We start from the raw sequence: 17,832 nt of genomic DNA on the forward strand, positions 1-17,832 counted from the left end.
CCGTAGTTCACGGCGTCGTCCGCCTCGGCGTCGAAGAACGGCGGCTGGAGGATCGCGGCGGGGAAGACGATCTCGTTCATCCCGGGGTTGTAGTAGGCGTTGACCGTCTGCGGGGTCATGAACCACTCCCCACGGTCGAGCGGGCTGCCGATCTTGCGCAGCTCGCGGTCCGTCTCGTACGCGTGCGAGCGCCGCACGTTGCCGAGGAGGTCGTCCGCGCGGATCTCCAGCCCCTCGTAGGACTTCCACCGGTCGGGGTAGCCGATCTTCGGGTTGAACGTCGCGAGCTTGTCCAGGGCCTTGGCGCGGGTGTCGGCGCCCATCCAGTCCAGGGCGCTGATGGACTCGCCGTAGGCCTCGAGCAGGTGCTGGACGAGGGTGAGCATGCGGGCCTTGTGGGTGGCGGGGAAGTGCCGCGCCACGTACTCCTGGCCGACGGCCTCGCCGAGGGCGCCCTGGACGACCGAGACGCCGCGCTTCCAGCGCTCGCGCACGGCGGGCGTGCCCGAGAGCGTGCGCCCGTAGAAGTCGAAGTTGGCCTGGACGACCTCGTCGTGCAGGTACGGGGCCCGAGCGGTGATCAGGTGGTACCGCAGCCACGCGGTCCAGTCGGCGGGATCGGCCTCCTGCCAGAGGGCTGCGAAGCCGACGAGGGCATCGGGCTCGCGCACGACGACGCGGTCGAGCGCACCCTCGGGTGCACCGAGCGCAGCGACCCATGCCGCCCAGTCGAACCCGGGCGCGGCCTGGGCGAGCTCGTCGAGTCCCATCGGGTTGTAGGTGAGCTCGGCGTCACGGTCCTTGACCACGTCCCAGTGCGCTGCGGCGATCCGCGTCTCCAGGTCCAGGACGCGTCGTGCGGCGTCGGCTGCGCCCTCGAGCCCGCTGAGCGCGAGCATGCGGCCCAGGTGGGCCAGGTACGCCTCGCGGATCGCGGCGTACTGGTCCTCGCGGTAGTAGGCCTCGTCCGGCAGGCCGATCCCGTCCTGGACGAGGTGCACGACGTAGGTCTCGGGGTCCTTCGCGTCGTTGTCGACGTAGAGCTCGACGCCTCCGGCGCCCCCGGTGCGCTGCAGGGCGCCGAGCACCGCGACGCGCTCGGCCGGAGTCGTCGCCGCGTCGACGGCTGCGAGCTCCTCGGCGATCGGGGCCAGGCCCAGCCGCTCGACGGTCTCGGTGTCCATGAAGCTCGCGTACAGCGCGCCGATACGTGCGGCGTGCGGCTCGGCGGGAGCCGAGCCGTCGGCCTGGGCTGCGCCCAGCTCCTCGATGATCGCCCTGACCTGCTCCTCCGCCTCGTCGTGGAGCCGGCGGAAGCCGCCGTCCATCGCCCGGTCGTCGGGGATCTCGTGCGTCGCCAGCCACCGGCCGTTGGCGTGCAGGTAGAGGTCGTCCTGAGGGCGGACCTCGTGATCGATGGCCTCGTGGTCGATTCCGCTGCGCGTGCTCGTCATGCGAGCAGGTTAGGCGAGTCCCGTGCCCGGCGGCGTCCCCGCGTGCGGCAGGATGAGGCCCATGCGCATCCACATCGCCGCGGATCACGCGGGTTTCGAGCTCAAGGCCCATCTCGTCGCTCACCTGCGCGCGGCCGGTCACGACGTCGTCGACCACGGCGCCCACGAGTACGACGCCCAGGACGACTACCCGGCCTTCTGCCTGGAGGCGGGCGAGGCCGTCGTGGCCGACCCGGGCAGCCTCGGGATCGTCATCGGCGGTTCGGGGAACGGCGAGCAGATCGCAGCGAATAAGGTCGCAGGGGTGCGCGCGGCCCTCGCCTGGAACCTCGACACCGCTCGACTGGCCCGTCAGCACAACGACGCGAACGTCATCTCCGTCGGCGGGCGCCAGCACAGCGTCGAGGAGTCGACGTCCTTCGTCGACGCGTTCCTCGCCGAGCCGTTCAGCGGAGATGCGCGGCACCAGCGCCGCATCGACCAGCTGGCCGACTACGAGGCGACGCGCTGACGCACGTCGGTCCGGCTCACCACACCCAGCTGCTGACCGGAGCGACCGGCCAGCCGAAGGCGACGGCCGAGCGGTGCACGGCTCCGGCCGTGTGCTCGCGCACCAGGCCCGCCGCTGCCAGGCCGCTCAGCGAGGTCCCGCCGAGGTAGACGGCGCCGAGCTCGCGCACGTCGAGGTCGAGATCGGCAGGGCGGTCGGTCCTGGTGACCTCAGCACCCTCGGGCCCGCCGACCAGGTGCCAGCGCCCCTCGTTCGCCGCGAGCAGCTCGTCGCGCACCTCCAGGACGACGTCGACCGGTGCGGAGTAGCGGCGCGCGGCCAGTGCCGCCCGGACGTCCAGGACCCGCACCCAGAGGTTGTCGACCCAGCGCGGCTCCGCGGCCCGCTGGTCGACGAGGAGCCCGAGCAGCGGGTCGTCGACCGGGAGGCTCATGACCTCCGTCGTGGCCATGAGGTCGAGGTCGAGCAGCACCCCCCACAGCGCCCGCGCGGCGGCGGGCTCCTGGACGCACACCTCACGGACCTTGACCGTCCCCCGGGGCCCGGCGTGCTCCCAGGAGGAGTGCCGGCGGAAGAAGGCATAGCCGAGCGGCGTGCCCTGGCGCTCGACCACCGCGATGCGCAGCGCCTCGCCGCCGTTGCGCTCGTCGGCGGGGTCGTGGAAGAAGGCGGCCTGCTGGCGCGCGTCGCGGTCCGCCCAGCCGGGGCGGTCGACGGCGGCGTGCAGCGCCGCCACGGTCGGTCCGTGCAGCTCCGGGTCGGCAACCTCGAGCCGGACCGTGAGCTCGGCCGAGCCCTCGACGTCGCGCAGGGCGGCCCGGCGAGGCAGGCGCAGCCGGACCTCGTGCGCCGCGAGTCCGTAGCCGAACCGGCCGTAGATCGCCGGCTCGGCCGCGTACAGCGCGGAGACCGGCTCGCCGCGACCGAGGCTGCGGCTCATGTGGTCCTCGATCATCGAGCGGAGCAGCCCGCGACGACGGGAGGCGGGATGGACGCCCACCCAGGTGAGGCCCGCGACGGGGACCCGCGCGCCGGGCACCGGGAACTCCCGGTAGGGGTAGGACGAGTGGCTCGCGACGAGGGCCCCGTCGGAGTCCCGCACGCCGCGCGCTCGTTCCCATGGGACGGGCAGGGGCCCGGCCGCGCTGGTCGCCGGGTCGGTCGGGATGGCGAAGGCCCAGGCGTCGAGAGTCATCATCTCCAGGGCGTCCTGCTCGGTCAGGTCGACGAGCCGGTACCCCGGCGGCAGAGGAGTCATGGCTGCGATCGTGCCTCATGGCACGCCCGGCGCCAAGATCTATTCGCGCGCACCGGGGCCCGCGGGGCGTGACGAAGGTAGCCTCGGCGACGTGAGTCCCGAGCAGGTCAGCGTGGTGCCGGCCCCGAGCCGCACCTGGCAGTCCAGGCCCGGTACGCCCCGGCGGATGCGTCGGGGCCTGCGGGGCCTGGTCGGCGTGCGCGCGGGCCGGGGGTTCGTCGCGTGGCAGCACCGGATGACGGGGCAGGTCGTGCCGAGTGCCGCGCTCGCGGCGATCTCGCTGCTCGTCGCCGCCGGGATGGCCGCCATCCCGGCGTGGGTTCCCCCGGCGACCGTGCTCCTCGTGGTGCTCCTCGGCGTGTTCGTGCTGCGGCGGACGGCCATCCTTGCGCTCTCGGTCCTGCTGTTCGCCGAGGTCCTCGCCCTCCAGCTCTCGGGGTTGGTCGCCTTCACCCCCGGCCAGCTCATCGTGCAGGCCGTCGGGGTCGTCGTCGGGGTGGGGTTCGTCACCTCGCGCGACCGGCTCGGCCTCCAGGGCGCTCCCTCGCAGCTCATGCTCGTCGACCTGCGGGACCGGCTGGCAGCGCACGGCCGGATCCCCGCGCTGCCCCCGGGCTGGCAGGTGGACTCGGTCATCCGCTCGGCCTTCGGTGAGGCGTTCTCCGGGGACTTCCTCGTGGCGCGGCACAGCGCGGCCGGGCAGGTGCTGGAGATCGTCCTCGTCGACGTCACCGGGAAGGGCCAGGAGGCGGGGGTGCGCTCGCTGCTGCTCTCCGGTGCCTTCGGCGGCCTGCTCGGTGCGATGCCGTCCGGGGAGTTCCTCCCCGCGGCGAACACCTACCTGCTGGCCCAGGACTGGTCGGAGGGCTTCGCGACGGCCGTGCACCTCGCCGTCGACCTGCCGACGGGGCATTTCCGGGTCTCGCACGCCGGCCACCCGCCGGCCGTGCACCTGCACGCCGCCTCCGGTCTCGTCGAGACGCTCGACGGTGCCGGCGGCCCCGTGCTCGGTGTCGTGGCGGGCGGCTCCTTCCCGGTGCGCGAGGGAGTGCTGGAGCCGGGGGACACCGTCGTGCTGTACACCGACGGGATGGTCGAGGTGCCGGGCCGTGATCTCGACCTCGGGATCGACCGGTTGATGGGCGTCGCGGAGCGGATCGTGGCGACGCGGCGTGGCGGGGCGGAAGCCGTCGTCGCCGGGGTGCGAGCGGGGGAGAACGACGACCGTGCGCTCGTCCTGGTCCGCCGCGACTGAGAGCTCGCGGGGCGACGGTCGTGACCGGTGCACCCCCGAGGACTACCTGGAGGCCGTGCTCGACCTGGTCGAGCAGATCCCCGCGGGGCGGGCCAGCACCTACGGCACGCTCGCCGAGGTGCTGCGTGAGCGCTGGGGGGTCGGCGGGCCCCGTCAGGTGGGGACGGTGCTCGCGCGCGCCGGTGGCGCCGTCCCGTGGTGGCGCGTGGTGAACGCGGCGGGCCGACCACCCGCTCACCACCGCGAGCACGCGCTCGCCCTGCTGCGCGCCGAGGGGTGTCCGCTGAGCGACGACGGCGCCGCCCAGGACCCGGGCGCCCGGGTGGTGCTGAGCCGTGCCCTGTGGTGGCCGCCGCAGGACGACATCGGCTGAGCGGCGAGGCGCCGGGCGCGCCCAGGGGCTGCCCGGCACCTCGCGATCGCCGAGGGACCCGAGGCCTCAGCGACGTCGACGCGAGTCGATCACCCCGGTGTCGAACCCGGCGAGGTGCAGACCTCCGTGGAACCGGGCGTGCTCGATCTTGAGGCAACGGTCCATGACGACGTCGAGACCCGCCTGCTCCGCCCGCTGTGCCACCTCCTCGTGCCAGGAGCCGAGCTGGAGCCAGAGCGTCCTCGCCCCGACGGCGATCGTCTCGTCGAGCACCTGCGGCAGGTCCGCGTGCCGTCGGAAGACGTCCACGAGGTCCGGGACGCCCGGAAGGGCGTCGAGCGAGGGGTACACCGGCTGCCCGAGGATCGACGTGGCGCGTGGGTTGACGAACCAGACCTCGTACGGCGAGGAGCTGCGCAGGTACGTCGCGACGAAGAAGCTCGCGCGCGCGGGGTTCTCCGACGCCCCCACGATGGCAACGGTGCGGGTGCGCCGCAGGATCGCGTGGCGCTCCGTCGCCCCGGGGCCCGTCCACCCGCGCCCCGGGACATCGGTCGAGGGGAGTGCGCAGGTCTCGGCCGTCACGGCCGCCGGCACGGCGCTCATGCCTGCACCTGCGCGACCTGAGCACCGGCGGGGACGAACGTCGCGGCCGGCCCGACGGCGGCGGTGAGGGCCTGGTCGAGGTCCCAAAGGATGTCCTCCACGTCCTCGAGCCCGACGCTGATCCGGACCAGGTCCTCCCGGACACCCGCGGCGGCCAGCTGCTCGGCTGTCAGCTGCCGGTGGGTGGTCGAGGCAGGGTGGATGACGAGCGTCTTGGCGTCGCCCACGTTGGCCAGGTGGCTGGCCAGCCGCACCGACTCGATGAGGCGCTGACCCGCCTCGCGCGCCGGCACCCCCGCCGTCCCGCGCACCCCGAAGGAGAAGACGGCTCCCGGGCCGAGCGGCAGGTACCGTGCGGCGCGCTCGTGGTGCGGGTGCGAGGGGAGTCCCGGCCAGGCGACCTCGCTCACCCGCGGGTCGTCCTCGAGCCACGTGGCGACGGCCCTCGCCCCTGCGAGGTGCGCGTCCATCCGCTGCGGGAGGGTCTCGATGCCCTGGAGCAGGGTGAAGGCCGCCTGCGCCGAGAGCGTCGGCCCGATGTCGCGGAGCTGTTCGGAGCGCAGCTTGGTGAGGAAGCCGTACTCGCCGAAGTTGTCCCACCAGCGCACCCCGCCGTAGGACTCGACGGGCTCGGTCATCTGGGGGAACTTCCCGTTGCCCCAGTCGAAGCGCCCGCTCTCCACCACGATCCCGCCGAGCGTCGTCCCGTGACCGCCGAGGAACTTGGTCACCGAGTGCAGGACGATGTCGGCCCCGTGCTCCAAGGGGCGGCACAGGTAGGGCGTGGCGAGCGTCGCGTCGATGACGAGCGGCACCCCCGCGGCGTGCGCCACCTCCGCCAGCCCGGCGATGTCCGTGACCTCGCCCGACGGGTTCGCGACCAGCTCGGCGAACACGACCTTCGTCTCCGGGCGGATCGCCGCTGCGTAGTCGGCGGGGTCGGTGCCCTGGACGAAGGTGGTCGAGACGCCGAAGCGCCGCAGGGTCACGTCGAGCTGGGTGAGCGTGCCGCCGTAGAGCGCGGCCGCTGCGACCACGTGGTCCCCGGCCCCGACGAGCGCCGCGAAGGTCACGAACTCGGCCGACATCCCCGATGCCGTCGCCACGGCGCCGATCCCGCCCTCGAGCGAGGCGATGCGCTCCTCCAGGGCGGCGACCGTCGGGTTGCCGATGCGCGAGTAGATCGAGCCGTACTTCTGCAGGGCGAACAGCGCGGAGGCGTCCGCGGTGTCGTCGAAGACGAAGCTCGTCGTCTGGTAGATCGGCACGGCGCGCGCACCGGTCGCGGAGTCGGGGGCGCCGCCGGCGTGCAGGGCCCGGGTGCGGAAGCCCCAGGCGCGGTCGTTCGTCTGCGTGGTCATCGGTTCTCCTCGGGAGGGGCGGTGAGCGTGGAGCGGGCGGTGAGGATGCTGCGGATCCGGCTGACGGAGGCCTCGTCCTGCAGGGAGGTGAGGTCGCCGAGCGGGTCCCCGGCGACGAGGTCGGCGAGCAGCCGCCGCAGGATCTTGCCCGAGCGGGTCTTCGGCAGGTCCGGGACGGCGACCACCTCGCGCGGTGCGGCGATCGGACCGATGGTCTGCCGCACGTGCCGGCGCAGCTCGGAGGTGAGCGCGCGTCCGTGCTCGACCCACGCGACGGTGTCGTCGGCAGCGGCCGGTGCTCGGGAGGGCACGACGAACGCGACGATCGCCTGACCCGTCCGTTCGTCCCGCACCCCCGCCACCCCGGCCTCGGCGACCTCCGGCAGCGCGACGAGCGCCGACTCGATCTCCACCGTGGACAGCCGGTGGCCGGAGACGTTGATGACGTCGTCGACCCGTCCGAGCAGCCACAGGTCGCCGTCGGCGTCGAGCCGCGCGCCGTCGCCCGCCAGGAACCAGCCCTGGGCGGCGAACCTGGCGAAGTAGGAGTCGCGGTAGCGCTCGGGGTCTCCCCAGACCGTCCGGGCCATCGCGGGCCAGGTCCCGGCGACGACCAGCAGCCCGCCGACGCCCGCCGGCACCTCGGCGCCTGACTCGTCGACCACCCGGACGTCGATCCCGGGAAGGGCACGGGTCGCCGAGCCGGGCTTGAGCGTGCTCGCCCCCGGCAAGGGGGCGACCATCGCGGCGCCGGTCTCCGACTGCCACCAGGTGTCGATCACGGGCACCTCCCCTCGACCCAGCTGCTCGCGGAACCAGCGCCACACCGCGGGGTTGATGGCTTCTCCCACGGAGCCGAGCAGGCGGATCGACGACAGGTCGTAGGTGTCCGGCAGTCCGTCCGGGAACCAGGCCATCAGCGCGCGGACGAGCGTGGGAGCGGTGTAGTAGACGGTCACGCCGTAGCGCTCGATGATCTCCAGGTGCCGCCCGGGGTGCGGGGTGTCGGGGGTGCCCTCGTAGATCACCTGGGTGAGCCCGTTGGCGAGCGGTCCGTAGATCTCGTAGGTGTGGGCCGTGACCCATGCCAGGTCGGCCGTGCACCAGTGGACGTCGTCCTCGCGTGCGTCGAACTGCGCCCAGTGCGTCCACGCGGCCTGTGTGAGGTAGCCGCCGCTGGTGTGCACCAGGCCCTTGGGGCGTCCGGTGGTGCCCGAGGTGTAGATGACGAAGAGGGGAGTCTCGGCGTCGAAGGCCGTGGCCTCGTGCACGTCGGGAGCCGTCCCGACGACGTCGTGCCACCAGACGTCCCGGCCGGGGCTCCACGGGGTGACCGTCTCCTCGCCGGTGCGTCGCACGACCACGACGTGCTCCAGGTGCGGCAGCCCCGCGGCGGCCTCGTCCGCGACCTCCTTGGTCGGCACGGCCCGACCCCGCCGGTACTGCCCGTCGGAGGTGATCAGGAGCTTCGCGCCGAGGTCGACCAGCCGGAAGCGCAGCGCCTCGGCGGAGAACCCGCCGAAGACGAGGGAGTGCACCGCGCCGATACGGGCCAGCGCGAGCGTGGCGATGACCGTCTCGGCGAGCACGGGCAGGTAGAGCACGACGCGGTCGCCCTGCTCGACGCCGAGCGCGGTGAAGGCGTTCGCCGCACGGCTGACCTCGCGCTGCAGCTCGGCGTAGGTCAGGCTGCGCCGGTCGCCCGGCTCACCCTCGACGTGCAGGGCGACCTTCTCCCCCCGACCGGCGGCGACGTGCCGGTCGACGCAGTTGACCGCGACGTTGAGCCGTCCTCCGGCGAACCACTCGGCGCGCGGGACGGTGAGGCCCCCCGGGGCCTCGGGGTCGGGCACGGCGGGTGCCCAGCTGTGGGCGGTGTGCCACGGCTCGGCCCATTCCAGCCGTCGCGCGGCGGCCTCCCAGAAGGAGACCGGGTCAGCTGCGCCCGCCGCGCGAAGCTCGGCGGCCTGCTGAGGGCCGATGTTCCAGTCGCCCGCGGCGGGCGGGTGACTGCGCTCGGTGTCGAAGAGAGGGGTGCTGGTCACCATCGGGCTCCGAACCTCCGCTCGGCGACGCCGATGAGGGCGTCCGTCGTCTTGCCCAGGACGGCCAGCAGCACGATCGCCAGCAGGATGCGGTCGACCCGACCGTTGTTGGCGGAGTCGGTCAGCAGGAAGCCGAGGCCCATCGAGGAGGCGATGAGCTCCGCGGCGACGAGGAAGAGCCAGGACTGCGCCAGGGCCAGGCGCAGCCCGGAGACGACAGCAGGGGTGGCAGCGGGGAGCTGGACACGGACCAGGAGCCGCGGCCCGTGCAGTCCGAAGGCGCGCCCTGCCTCGACCAGGTGCGGGTCGACATGGCGCAGCGCCGAGGCGACGGTGGTCCAGACGGGGAAGAAGGCCCCGATGGCGATGAGCGTCACCTTGGAGTCCTCGTTGATGCCCATCCAGAGGATGAGCAGCGGGACCCAGGCGAGCGACGGGACGGCGCGCAGGGCTCCGGTGGTCCCGGAGGTCGCCAGGTCGGCGAGCCGGGAGAGCCCGACGAGCGCGCCGGTGACCAGCCCGGCCAGCGATCCGAGGGCGAAGCCGATCAGCACCCGCTGGGTGGAGATCTGCAGGTGGGTCCACAGCTCACCGCGCTGGGCGAGCTCGACCCCCGCCTGCACCACTGCGGTCGGGGACGGGAGCTGGTACGAGGCGAAGGTCCCGGTCACGCTCGTGGCCAGGTGCCACGCGGCAAGGACGAGCAGCGGAAGGGCGGCGGTGACGCCGATGCGCGCCCAGCGGCGCTCGACCAGCGGCTCCGGTCCGCCGAGGGGCGAGGTCGGGTCGGCGGCGAGGCGGCTCTCCGCCTCGCCCGGGTCGGGGTCCTGGGTGGCGGTGCCGATCGTGCCGGCGGCCCGCGGGACCTGCTGCCGCAGGGCGGCAGGTCCGGTGCTGCTCAGGGCGGTCATCTCGGTTCCTTCGGTCGGGGTGGCCGGCCGGACGGGGTGCCGTCCGGCCGGCCTGTCTCGAGCAGGTCGGGCGGGTCTGCGGTCAGTCGGCGATCCGGGACGGGTCGGCCGCCGAGGCGAGCGAGCCGTCGAACAGCGAGTCGAGGGCCTCGTCGATCTGCGCCTGGTCGGAGACGTCCCCCGACTCGACGAAGATCGGGCCGATGGTGGCGAGGACCGCACGCTGGGCCTCGCCGGGCACGGGGTCGAGGTCGATCGTCGTGCGCTCGAGGATCACCTTCTGCGCGATCGCCAGGTCGATCCCGGAGACGTCTGCGAGGATCCGGGCGGTCTCCTCCGGGTTCGCGATGGCCCAGGCACGGGCCTTCTCGTAGGCGTCGACCACCAGCTGGGCGAGGTCGGCGTGCTCGGCGAGGAACTCCTCGCGGGCGTTGAGGAAGCCGTAGCTGTTGAAGTCCACGTCCCGGAAGATCAACCTGCTTCCCGCGTTGACCTCGGTGTCGGCCATGATCGGGTCGAGCCCGGCCCAGGCGTCCACTGCCCCGTTCTCCAGTGCGACCCGACCGTCGGCGTGCTGGAGGTTCTGCACCTCGACGTCGTCGAGGCTGAGGCCGTTCGCCTCCAGGGCCTGGAGCAGGAAGAAGTACGGGTCGGTGCCCTTGGTGGCGGCGACGGAGTGTCCGGCGAGGTCGGCGACGGACGTGAGAGGGGAGTCCTTCGGCACGACGATCGCCGACCACTCGGGCTGGGTGTAGATGTCGATCGTCTTGATCGGCGAGCCGTTCGCGCGGGCGAGGAGCGCCGCGGACCCGGCCGTCGAACCGACGTCGATGGCAGCGGCGCGGAGCGCCTCGTTGGCCTTGTTGGAGCCGGCCGACTGGGTCCAGGTCACGGTGACCTCGTCCCCGAGCGTGTCCTCGAGCCAGCCCTGGTCCTTGATGATCAGGCTCAGCGGGTTGTACGTCGCGAAGTCCACGTTCAGCGTGTCGCTGCTCCATCCGCTGCTGGCGGCGGAGGCGGGGACCGGGTCGGTCGTCGAGGAGCCCTCGCCGGCCGCGCACCCGCCGAGCATCAGGGCGGTGGCGAGGCCGACCACGGTGACGGGCAGTGAGAGGCGGTGATTCATCGGTTTCTCCTGGGACGAGGGCACGGTGGCCCGAGGGGGAGCGCGCAGGCTCCGGGACGCCGCGGCGGGTGCCGGGCGCAGTGCGGGGGACCTCAGATCGAGTGGTCGCGGTCCGGGTCGTGGTGGTGGCTGGGGACGCCGAGACCCTCGAGGAGCTCGGCGCGCAGGCGCGCGAGTGCGGAGTCCGCCCGGTCGCGGGGCCGGGCCCCGGGGACGCGGACCTCCCGCAGCACGCCCGCAGGTGCCGACGGGTCGGCGGAGGCGGACCGCCCGAGCAGGACGATCCGGTCCGCGAGGGAGAGCGCCTCGTCGACGTCGTGCGTCACGAGGACCACGGTGGTGGGCTCCGCCGCGTGCACCTCGAGCAGCAGGTCCTGCATCCTCAGCCGGGTCAGGGCGTCGAGGGCGCCGAAGGGCTCGTCGAGCAGGAGCACTCCCGGCGTGCGGGCCAGGGCCCGGGCGAGGGAGGCGCGCTGGGCCATCCCGCCGGAGACCTGGCGGGGGCGGTGGTCGGCGTGGGCGCCGAGGCCGACGAGCTCGAGGAGCTCGGCGACGCGACGGGCGCCGGCGGTGCGCTCCGTCCCGCGGGGAAGGCCGAGGGCGACGTTCTGGGCCAGCGTCCGCCAGGGGAGCAGTCGCGGCTCCTGGAACGCGACCGCGCAACGCGGGTCGATCCCGTCGACGGGGGTGCCGTCGAGCTCGACGGACCCTGTCGTCGGGCGGTCGAGCCCGACGACCTGGCGCAGCAGCGTGGACTTGCCGCAGCCGGAGGCACCGATGAGGGCGACGATCTCGCCGGGGGCGATCTCCAGGTCGACGTCGGCGAGGACGGTCGTGGCGGGGCACCCCCGGCGGCGCGCGGGGAAGGTCCTGCCGACGCCGCGCAGGGTGACCGCGTGGGCCGGGTGGCGCGTGCCGGTGGTCTGCAGGGTGATGCTCATGGGGAGGTCCTCGGTGCCGGGCGGCGCGCGGGCGGGCGCGGGCCGTTGCTCGAACGGGGGCGGGGTGAGCGCCGACGTCGAGGGTCAAGGACCGGACGGGCTGGAGGGGCTCCGTGGGTGGAGCGGGATCAGCGCGTCAGACGCCGGCGCGTGGCATGCAGCCACGTCCGGGCATCATCGGCAGCGCCAGCAGGTCGCAGTGACGGTGCATGGCGCTACCTCCTCCCGGTTCGCAAGCGTCTCGCTGATCGAGACATCAGGGATCGCTCCCTGGACAGTGTGCCGAGGTTAACCACGGTCGGCGCCGGAGGACAAGCATCGGCGCCGTCCCACTCGCATGGTGAGACGGCGCCGACGGTCGGGCAGTGGTGCGGTCGCTGTCGGTCAGATCCAGATCGCCGGGTCCACGAGGAGGGAGGCGTCCTCGGCGCGGTCGGTCCACGCGGTGGTCCCGGCGGGAGCGCCCACCACGAGCGGGCCGTCGACGGCGCCGCGAGCCTCGGCCGTCCGGTGCACCTCGCGCACGACGGCCGGGACGCCCACGGCGACGGCACCCGCAGGGACGTCCTTGACGACCACAGCGTTCGCGCCGATCTGGGCCCCGTCGCCGATCCAGACCGGGCCGAGGATCTTCGCCCCGGAGCCGACGACCACACGGTCGCCGAGGGTGGGGTGCCGCTTCCCCTGCCGCATGGACCGTCCGCCGAGGGTCGCGCCGTGGAACAGCACGACGTCGTCCCCGACGACGGCCGTCTCGCCGATCACCACACCCATGCCGTGGTCGATGAAGAGCCGCCGGCCGAGCTGCGCGCCGGGATGGATCTCGACGCCCGTCGCGGCCCTGACCGCCTGCGAGAGCAGGCGTGCGGGCAGCCGCAGGGCGGGCTCGCGCCACATCCGGTGCGCGACCCGGTACCCCCAGACGGCGTGCACGCCCGGGTAGCCGAGCGCGACCTCGGCGTTGCTGTGCGCGGCGGGATCGCCGTCGCGGGCCGCCTGAAGGTCCTCGCGCAGCACGCGGAGGAATCGCCAGGTGCGCTTCACGTCAGTCCATCAGATCGGCGTAGAGGACGGAGGAGAGGTAGCGCTCGCCGAAGGAGGGGACGATGACCACGATGAGCTTGCCCGCGTTCTCCGGCCGGTGCGCGAGCTGCGTCGCGGCATGGATCGCCGCGCCGGAGGAGAAGCCGACCAGCAGGCCCTCCTCGCGGGCCGTCCGACGGGCCACCTCGGCTGCGGTCTCCGCGTCGACGTCGATGATCTCGTCGTAGACCTCGGTGTCCAGGATCTCGGGGACGAAGTTCGCCCCGATGCCCTGGATCTTGTGGGGGCCGGGTGCACCGCCCGTGAGGATCGGCGACTCGGCCGGCTCGACCCCGACGACCGTCAGGCTCGGCTTCTTCTCCTTGAGCGCCTGGCCCGCTCCGGTGATCGTCCCGCCGGTACCGATCCCCGCGACGAGGATGTCGACGCGGCCGTCGGTGTCGGCCCAGATCTCCTCCGCCGTGGTGGCACGGTGGATGGCGGGGTTGGCCTCGTTGGCGAACTGGCGGGCGAGCACGGCGCCAGGGCGCTCGGCCGCGACCTTCTCCGCAGCGCTGACGGCGCCCTTCATTCCTTCGCCCGCAGGGGTGAGGATCAGCTCGGCGCCGAAGGCGCGCAGCAGGGCCCGGCGCTCCTTGGACATCGACTCGGGCATCGTCAGCACGACGTCGTACCCGCGCGCGGCGCCGACCATCGCCAGGGCGATCCCGGTGTTCCCGCTGGTCGCCTCGACGATCGTCCCGCCGGCGGGGAGCTGTCCCGAGCGCTCGGCCGCGTCGACGATCGCGACGCCGATCCGGTCCTTGACGGAGCTCGCGGGGTTGTAGAACTCGAGCTTGGCGACGACCTCGGCACCGCCTGCGCCGGTGACCCGGTTGAGCCGGACGAGCGGGGTGTTGCCGACCAGCGTGGTGACGTCGTCGTAGATGCGTGCCATGGTGCGTGTCCTCGTCTGTGGGGGCCAGGTGGCCGGGGTGCGCTGCGCTGCCCGCAGCATGGGAACGACGGGAGCCCGCGGTCCATTCCGTCGCAGGACGACGGGGGTGGGGCCGGTGGGCGCGAGGCGAGCGCTGGTCTGCCACCGTGCCGGGCACGGGTGGACGGGGACCGGCCGAGGTCCGGGCCAGCGCTCTAGAGACAGCGACAGCAGCAGGGGGCCGACAGCGCAGGGGCGCTCAGCGAGGGGGACGACAGGCCGTCAACCATCTCTCGCTCCTCGTCGGTGATCCGTGCTGACGGGCCGACGGTAGTCGCTCCGCCGACACGGGGCAATCCGCCCGCGGCGGTATCGTCGCCACGACGAGAGGATCCCCATGACGCGCTCCGCCCCGCACCGCTGGCACGGTGACCCGGTCCATGGCTCGCGTTCCGTCGTGGTCGGCGTCATGCCGGGGCAGACGGGCCGCGTCGTCCGGGTGGCGGCGCGCCTCGCGACAGGGCTCGGTTCTGCGCTCGTCTGCGTGTGGATCGACAGCTCGCGCACCGCGACGGGTGTCGAGCCGGACGGCACGGTGCTCACCACTCCTCTCGACCCCGACCGGGTGGACGACGGTGACGAGGTCCCCGGCGAGGTGGAGCTGACCGAGGCTCTCGACGTGCAGCTCGGGTCGCACCCCGGCCCGTGGCGCTTCGAGTACGCCGTCGGCGACGTCGCCGCCGGGCTCGCGGCGGCAGCGGTCGAGCACGACGCGTGGATGATCGTGGTGGGCGCGCGGCGACCTGGTCTGGCCGGGTGGATGAACCAGATGGTCGGCGGGTCGCTCGCCGGGCACCTCTCGCACACCCAGCCCGTCCCCGTGGTGATCGTCCCGACGGCGGTCGGATGAGCCTGCCGGCGCACCGCAGGCCCCTGCTCGTCGCCATCGTGGCGCTGGGTGGCGCGCTCGGGGCGAGCGGGCGGTACGGGCTCGGCCTCGTCGTGAGCCCTGCGCACGGCTGGCCCGTCGCGACCCTGACCGCGAACGTCGTCGGTGCCTTCCTGCTCGGGGTGCTCCTCGAAGGCCTGGTGCGCCGTGGCGAGGAGTCCCCGCGCGGCCGATTGCTCCGCCTGGGCCTGGGCACCGGGGTGCTCGGCGGTTTCACCACCTTCTCCAGCCTCGCTCTCGAGATCGACCAGCTCCTGGGTCGAGGTGCGGTGGGTACCGCCCTCGGCTACGCGGTGGTGACGCTCGTCGTCGGGTTCGGCGCCTGCCTCGGCGGGATCGTGCTCGCCGCTCGGCACCACGCGTGGCGGTTCGCTCCCGCGCCCGACGCCGACCCGGCCGCGGCCGAGGAGGGGGCCGGGTGAGCGCGCTCCTGCTCGTCGCCCTCTTCGGGGGGCTCGGCGCCGCGACGCGGTTCGTCGTCGACGGCTCGGTGCGGGCCCGATGGAGCCGGAGCCTTCCCGTCGCGACCCTCGTGGTCAACGTCAGCGGATCGGCGCTCATCGGCCTGCTCGCCGGGGCCGTGACCTACCGGGAGCTCGGACCCGAGTGGTCGGTGCCCGTGATGGCGGGCTTCTGCGGCGGGTACACGACGTTCAGCACCGCCATGGTCGAGACCGTGCGCCTCGTGCAGGCCGGGCAGGTGCGCGTCGCCGTGGTCAATGCTCTCGGCACGACGCTGGCCTGCGTCGTCGCCGCAGCCCTCGGGATCGTCGTTGTCGCGGTGACGGCATAGGGCCCTGGCCCCGCGGGCCGGCCCCGGCCCGGCGGGCCGGCCCGTGCTCGCGCGGCCGTCGTCGACCGTGCGGCGCGCGGCGGAGGGTCTCCAGGCCCGAGGGGGTCGCGCGGCGGGAAGGGACGATGTCCGCGCGGTGAGGCAGGATCGGGGGGTGAACCCGTTGCCCGACCTGCCGGCCGTCCCCTTCCTCCCCGGGTCCGAGGAGGGTGGTCAGCCTCTCCCTGCGGGCTGGTCCGCCGCACCCCCGGCGGCGGCCGACGTGGCGGCGTTGCACGCCCTCCTCCAGCGGCACGAGTCCGTGGCCCGCGGATGGTCCTCCGCCGGGCCGGCGGAGGTCGAGGTCGAGGTCACCGGACCGGGGGCGGCCGTCAGGCGGCACCTCCAGGTGCGTGACGACTCGGGGTCCGTCCGGGCCTGGGGGAGCGTGCACGACAGGGCGGCCGGGCGGGTCCTCGTCTCCGTCGTCGTCGACCCCGACCTCGAACCACCCCTCGCCGACACCCTGGCCGCCGGTCTCTTCGCCTGGGCGGAGCGAGGAGCCGAGGACCTCGCGGGCGAGCGGGGTCTGGAGTCGACCCAGCTGGACAGCGGGGCGTTCGCCTCGGACGCGCGGCAGCAGCGCTGGCTGGCAGCCGCGGGGTTCGACCGGACCAGGACCTGGTTCCAGATGAGCCGACCGGTGACGCAGCTCGACGAGGAGCCCCCGGCGCAGTCCCATCCCGACCTCCGGGTGCGCCGGGTGGCGCGCGCGGCGGACGGCATGCCGGACGAGGACGACCTCAGGACGATGCACGAGGTCCTCGAGGAGGCGTTCACCGATCACTTCAACTACCACCCGGAGACCTTCGCCGAGTTCCTCGCCCGGTTGCGGGAGGATCCGGGACACCGGTGGGACCACTGGTGGATCGCCGAGCTCACCGACGGGCCGGAGGGCTCGGTCCGGCCGGCCGGAGCGCTGGTCGGGACGGTGCTCCCGGGCGCGGGGACGGGACCGGACGGCAGCTATGTCGCCTATCTCGGCGTCCTGCGCTCGGCCAGGGGCCGGGGCGCGGCGAAGTCCCTGCTGCACGCGGTGATCAGCGATGCCGCCCGGCGCGGCCGGGACAGGGTCGGTCTCGAGGTCGATGCCGACTCGCCGACGGGTGCCGTCGACCTGTACGCGGCGATGGGCTTCCGCACGGCCTATGTGACGGAGTCCTGGCACCGGGACCTCGTGCTGGGTGCGCGCACCGGACGCGCCTGACACCACCCGGCCGGTGCGCGCACCGGACGCGCCTGGCACCACCCGTCCGGCCTCGGCCCACCGACGTCCGCGACCCCGCCTGCCGATGCACTGAACGGCCGCCCCGGCCGTCCCGCGCCGCTGTGCGCACCACTGGTGAACAGATGTGCTGGACAGATGTGCACGAGTGCCCTAGGCTCGCGTCACAGGTTCTGAACCAGCACACCGATGTGTTCGACGGAAGGTTGCCCGCTTCGATGCGCCCGATGACGTCCGACTCGAGAACCCCCCAGCACCCCGCGCCGGTCTCCTGCGTGCGGCTCGCCGCGCGCTCGGCGGGGATCAGGACCACCCTGTAGAGCAAGGCCACGGTCTCCTGGGCGCCTGCCCGGCGTCCTCGGGACCGGATCGCACGACCACAGAAGTTCGCCATCACCCTCGACGGCTCAGTGCCGATCCGTTACAGAGAGCGAGTACCCGATGAGTACGGTCGCAGCACCGCCTCCCAGTCTTTCCACCGGTAGGAAGACCCAGCTCCACGTCCAGCGCTTCGGTGCGTTCCTGACCGGGATGATCATGCCCAACCTCCCGGCGTTCATCGCCTGGGGCCTGATCACGTCGCTGTTCATCTCGGCCGGCTGGTTGCCCAACAGCATCCTCGGTGGTTTCGGCAACGCCGACGCCGCCGGCGCCTGGCAGGGCGCGGCCACCGCGCTGGCCACCGCCGAGGACGGCACGACCTTCTCCCAGTACCTCGGCCTCGTCGGCCCGATGATCATCTACTTGCTGCCGCTGCTGATCGCCAACCAGGGCGGCCGGATGGTCTACGGCGAGCGAGGCGGCGTCGTGGCCTCGATCGCCACGATGGGTGTCATCGTCGGCAGCACGATCCCGATGTTCCTCGGTGCCATGGTCGTCGGCCCGCTGGCCGCGTGGCTGATGAAGAAGGTCGACGCCATCTGGCACGGCAAGATCAAGCCCGGCTTCGAGATGCTCGTCAACATGTACTCGGCCGGCATCCTCGGCATGCTGCTGGCGATCGTCGCCTTCTTCGGCATCGCGCC

General features: G+C 73.5%; 17 protein-coding genes and 1 pseudogene. 8 read left to right on the forward strand and 10 right to left on the reverse strand.

Features of this window, described 5'->3' with window-relative positions; genetic code table 11:
- The coding region (locus ABWK99_RS04315) for a M13 family metallopeptidase (protein ID WP_372593467.1) at window positions 1-1,454 on the reverse strand (1,454 nt) is incomplete at its 3' end.
- Window positions 1,455-1,515: 61 nt separating this feature from the next.
- Here ABWK99_RS04315 and ABWK99_RS04320 point away from each other — a divergent pair.
- A complete protein-coding gene (locus ABWK99_RS04320; RefSeq protein ID WP_372593468.1) occupies window positions 1,516-1,965 on the forward strand; it encodes a ribose-5-phosphate isomerase in 450 nt (149 codons plus the stop codon).
- A 16-nt stretch (window positions 1,966-1,981) separates the two neighbouring features.
- On the opposite strand, the gene ABWK99_RS04325 is transcribed toward ABWK99_RS04320, so the two are convergent.
- Window positions 1,982-3,223: a GNAT family N-acetyltransferase gene (locus ABWK99_RS04325; protein WP_372593469.1), complete on the reverse strand. Its 1,242-nt coding sequence runs from the start codon at window positions 3,221-3,223 to the stop codon at window positions 1,982-1,984.
- Between the two features lie 91 nt (window positions 3,224-3,314).
- Between ABWK99_RS04325 and ABWK99_RS04330 the strand changes: the two genes are divergently transcribed.
- Both ABWK99_RS04330 and ABWK99_RS04335 read left to right on the forward strand, forming a co-directional pair.
- Complete coding sequence (locus ABWK99_RS04330) at window positions 3,315-4,478, forward strand: PP2C family protein-serine/threonine phosphatase (protein WP_372593470.1); 1,164 nt, start codon at window positions 3,315-3,317, stop codon at window positions 4,476-4,478.
- Window positions 4,450-4,851, forward strand: a complete 402-nt coding sequence (locus ABWK99_RS04335; RefSeq protein WP_372593471.1) for an MGMT family protein — start codon at window positions 4,450-4,452, stop codon at window positions 4,849-4,851. Before ABWK99_RS04330 ends, ABWK99_RS04335 begins: the two co-directional genes overlap by 29 nt.
- Window positions 4,852-4,917: 66 nt before the next feature.
- On the opposite strand, the gene ABWK99_RS04340 is transcribed toward ABWK99_RS04335, so the two are convergent.
- The 8 genes from ABWK99_RS04340 to cysK form a co-directional block, all read right to left on the reverse strand.
- On the reverse strand, window positions 4,918-5,457 hold the full coding sequence (locus tag ABWK99_RS04340; protein WP_372593472.1) for a CoA-binding protein: 540 nt from the start codon (window positions 5,455-5,457) through the stop codon (window positions 4,918-4,920).
- A complete protein-coding gene (locus ABWK99_RS04345) occupies window positions 5,454-6,818 on the reverse strand; it encodes an O-acetylhomoserine aminocarboxypropyltransferase/cysteine synthase family protein (protein ID WP_372593473.1) in 1,365 nt (454 codons plus the stop codon). The genes ABWK99_RS04340 and ABWK99_RS04345 overlap by 4 nt, the downstream gene beginning before the upstream one ends.
- A complete protein-coding gene (acs, locus tag ABWK99_RS04350) occupies window positions 6,815-8,866 on the reverse strand; it encodes an acetate--CoA ligase (RefSeq protein ID WP_372593474.1) in 2,052 nt (683 codons plus the stop codon). Before acs ends, ABWK99_RS04345 begins: the two co-directional genes overlap by 4 nt.
- Window positions 8,860-9,774 carry an ABC transporter permease gene (locus ABWK99_RS04355; RefSeq protein ID WP_372593475.1) on the reverse strand — a complete coding sequence of 305 codons (915 nt, stop codon included), beginning with the start codon at window positions 9,772-9,774 and terminating at the stop codon, window positions 8,860-8,862. The genes acs and ABWK99_RS04355 overlap by 7 nt, the downstream gene beginning before the upstream one ends.
- Before the next feature lie 82 nt (window positions 9,775-9,856).
- Window positions 9,857-10,900, reverse strand: coding sequence for an aliphatic sulfonate ABC transporter substrate-binding protein (locus ABWK99_RS04360; protein ID WP_372593476.1), 1,044 nt, complete (start codon window positions 10,898-10,900; stop codon window positions 9,857-9,859).
- A gap of 92 nt (window positions 10,901-10,992) precedes the next feature.
- Window positions 10,993-11,841, reverse strand: a complete 849-nt coding sequence (locus ABWK99_RS04365) for an ABC transporter ATP-binding protein (RefSeq protein WP_372593477.1) — start codon at window positions 11,839-11,841, stop codon at window positions 10,993-10,995.
- Between the two features lie 384 nt (window positions 11,842-12,225).
- On the reverse strand, window positions 12,226-12,885 hold the full coding sequence (gene epsC / locus ABWK99_RS04370) for a serine O-acetyltransferase EpsC (RefSeq protein ID WP_372593478.1): 660 nt from the start codon (window positions 12,883-12,885) through the stop codon (window positions 12,226-12,228).
- A 1-nt stretch (window position 12,886) separates the two neighbouring features.
- Entirely contained in the window at window positions 12,887-13,822 is a 936-nt protein-coding gene (cysK, locus tag ABWK99_RS04375) for a cysteine synthase A (RefSeq protein ID WP_372593479.1), read from the reverse strand.
- 376 nt (window positions 13,823-14,198) lie between these two features.
- On the opposite strand from cysK, the gene ABWK99_RS04380 reads away from it, so the two are divergent.
- From ABWK99_RS04380 to ABWK99_RS04400, 5 genes and pseudogenes are all read left to right on the forward strand, one after another.
- The gene (locus ABWK99_RS04380) at window positions 14,199-14,711 is read left to right on the forward strand and encodes a universal stress protein (RefSeq protein ID WP_372593480.1); all 513 of its coding nucleotides are present in this window, start codon (window positions 14,199-14,201) and stop codon (window positions 14,709-14,711) included.
- A complete protein-coding gene (locus ABWK99_RS04385) occupies window positions 14,708-15,172 on the forward strand; it encodes a CrcB family protein (protein ID WP_372593481.1) in 465 nt (154 codons plus the stop codon). The genes ABWK99_RS04380 and ABWK99_RS04385 overlap by 4 nt, the downstream gene beginning before the upstream one ends.
- Window positions 15,169-15,543, forward strand: coding sequence for a fluoride efflux transporter CrcB (gene crcB / locus ABWK99_RS04390; RefSeq protein ID WP_372593482.1), 375 nt, complete (start codon window positions 15,169-15,171; stop codon window positions 15,541-15,543). The genes ABWK99_RS04385 and crcB overlap by 4 nt, the downstream gene beginning before the upstream one ends.
- Window positions 15,544-15,697: 154 nt before the next feature.
- A complete protein-coding gene (locus ABWK99_RS04395) occupies window positions 15,698-16,789 on the forward strand; it encodes a GNAT family N-acetyltransferase (RefSeq protein ID WP_372593483.1) in 1,092 nt (363 codons plus the stop codon).
- 459 nt (window positions 16,790-17,248) lie between these two features.
- Window positions 17,249-17,832, forward strand: a pseudogene (locus ABWK99_RS04400) (PTS mannitol transporter subunit IIB); the annotation flags it as partial.

This window comes from Actinotalea sp., assembly GCF_041597215.1.
Taxonomy (GTDB): domain Bacteria; phylum Actinomycetota; class Actinomycetes; order Actinomycetales; family Cellulomonadaceae; genus Actinotalea.

What these genes read in the sequence shown, in the direction of transcription:
- ABWK99_RS04320 (WP_372593468.1), top strand. Translation starts at nt 1,516, where the DNA reads ATGCGCATCCACATCGCCGCGGATCACGCGGGTTTCGAGCTCAAGGCC.
- ABWK99_RS04325 (WP_372593469.1), bottom strand. Translation starts at nt 3,223, where the DNA reads ATGACTCCTCTGCCGCCGGGGTACCGGCTCGTCGACCTGACCGAGCAG.
- ABWK99_RS04340 (WP_372593472.1), bottom strand. Translation starts at nt 5,457, where the DNA reads ATGAGCGCCGTGCCGGCGGCCGTGACGGCCGAGACCTGCGCACTCCCC.
- ABWK99_RS04345 (WP_372593473.1), bottom strand. Translation starts at nt 6,818, where the DNA reads ATGACCACGCAGACGAACGACCGCGCCTGGGGCTTCCGCACCCGGGCC.
- acs (WP_372593474.1), bottom strand. Translation starts at nt 8,866, where the DNA reads ATGGTGACCAGCACCCCTCTCTTCGACACCGAGCGCAGTCACCCGCCC.
- ABWK99_RS04355 (WP_372593475.1), bottom strand. Translation starts at nt 9,774, where the DNA reads ATGACCGCCCTGAGCAGCACCGGACCTGCCGCCCTGCGGCAGCAGGTC.
- ABWK99_RS04360 (WP_372593476.1), bottom strand. Translation starts at nt 10,900, where the DNA reads ATGAATCACCGCCTCTCACTGCCCGTCACCGTGGTCGGCCTCGCCACC.
- ABWK99_RS04365 (WP_372593477.1), bottom strand. Translation starts at nt 11,841, where the DNA reads ATGAGCATCACCCTGCAGACCACCGGCACGCGCCACCCGGCCCACGCG.
- cysK (WP_372593479.1), bottom strand. Translation starts at nt 13,822, where the DNA reads ATGGCACGCATCTACGACGACGTCACCACGCTGGTCGGCAACACCCCG.
- ABWK99_RS04380 (WP_372593480.1), top strand. Translation starts at nt 14,199, where the DNA reads ATGACGCGCTCCGCCCCGCACCGCTGGCACGGTGACCCGGTCCATGGC.
- ABWK99_RS04385 (WP_372593481.1), top strand. Translation starts at nt 14,708, where the DNA reads ATGAGCCTGCCGGCGCACCGCAGGCCCCTGCTCGTCGCCATCGTGGCG.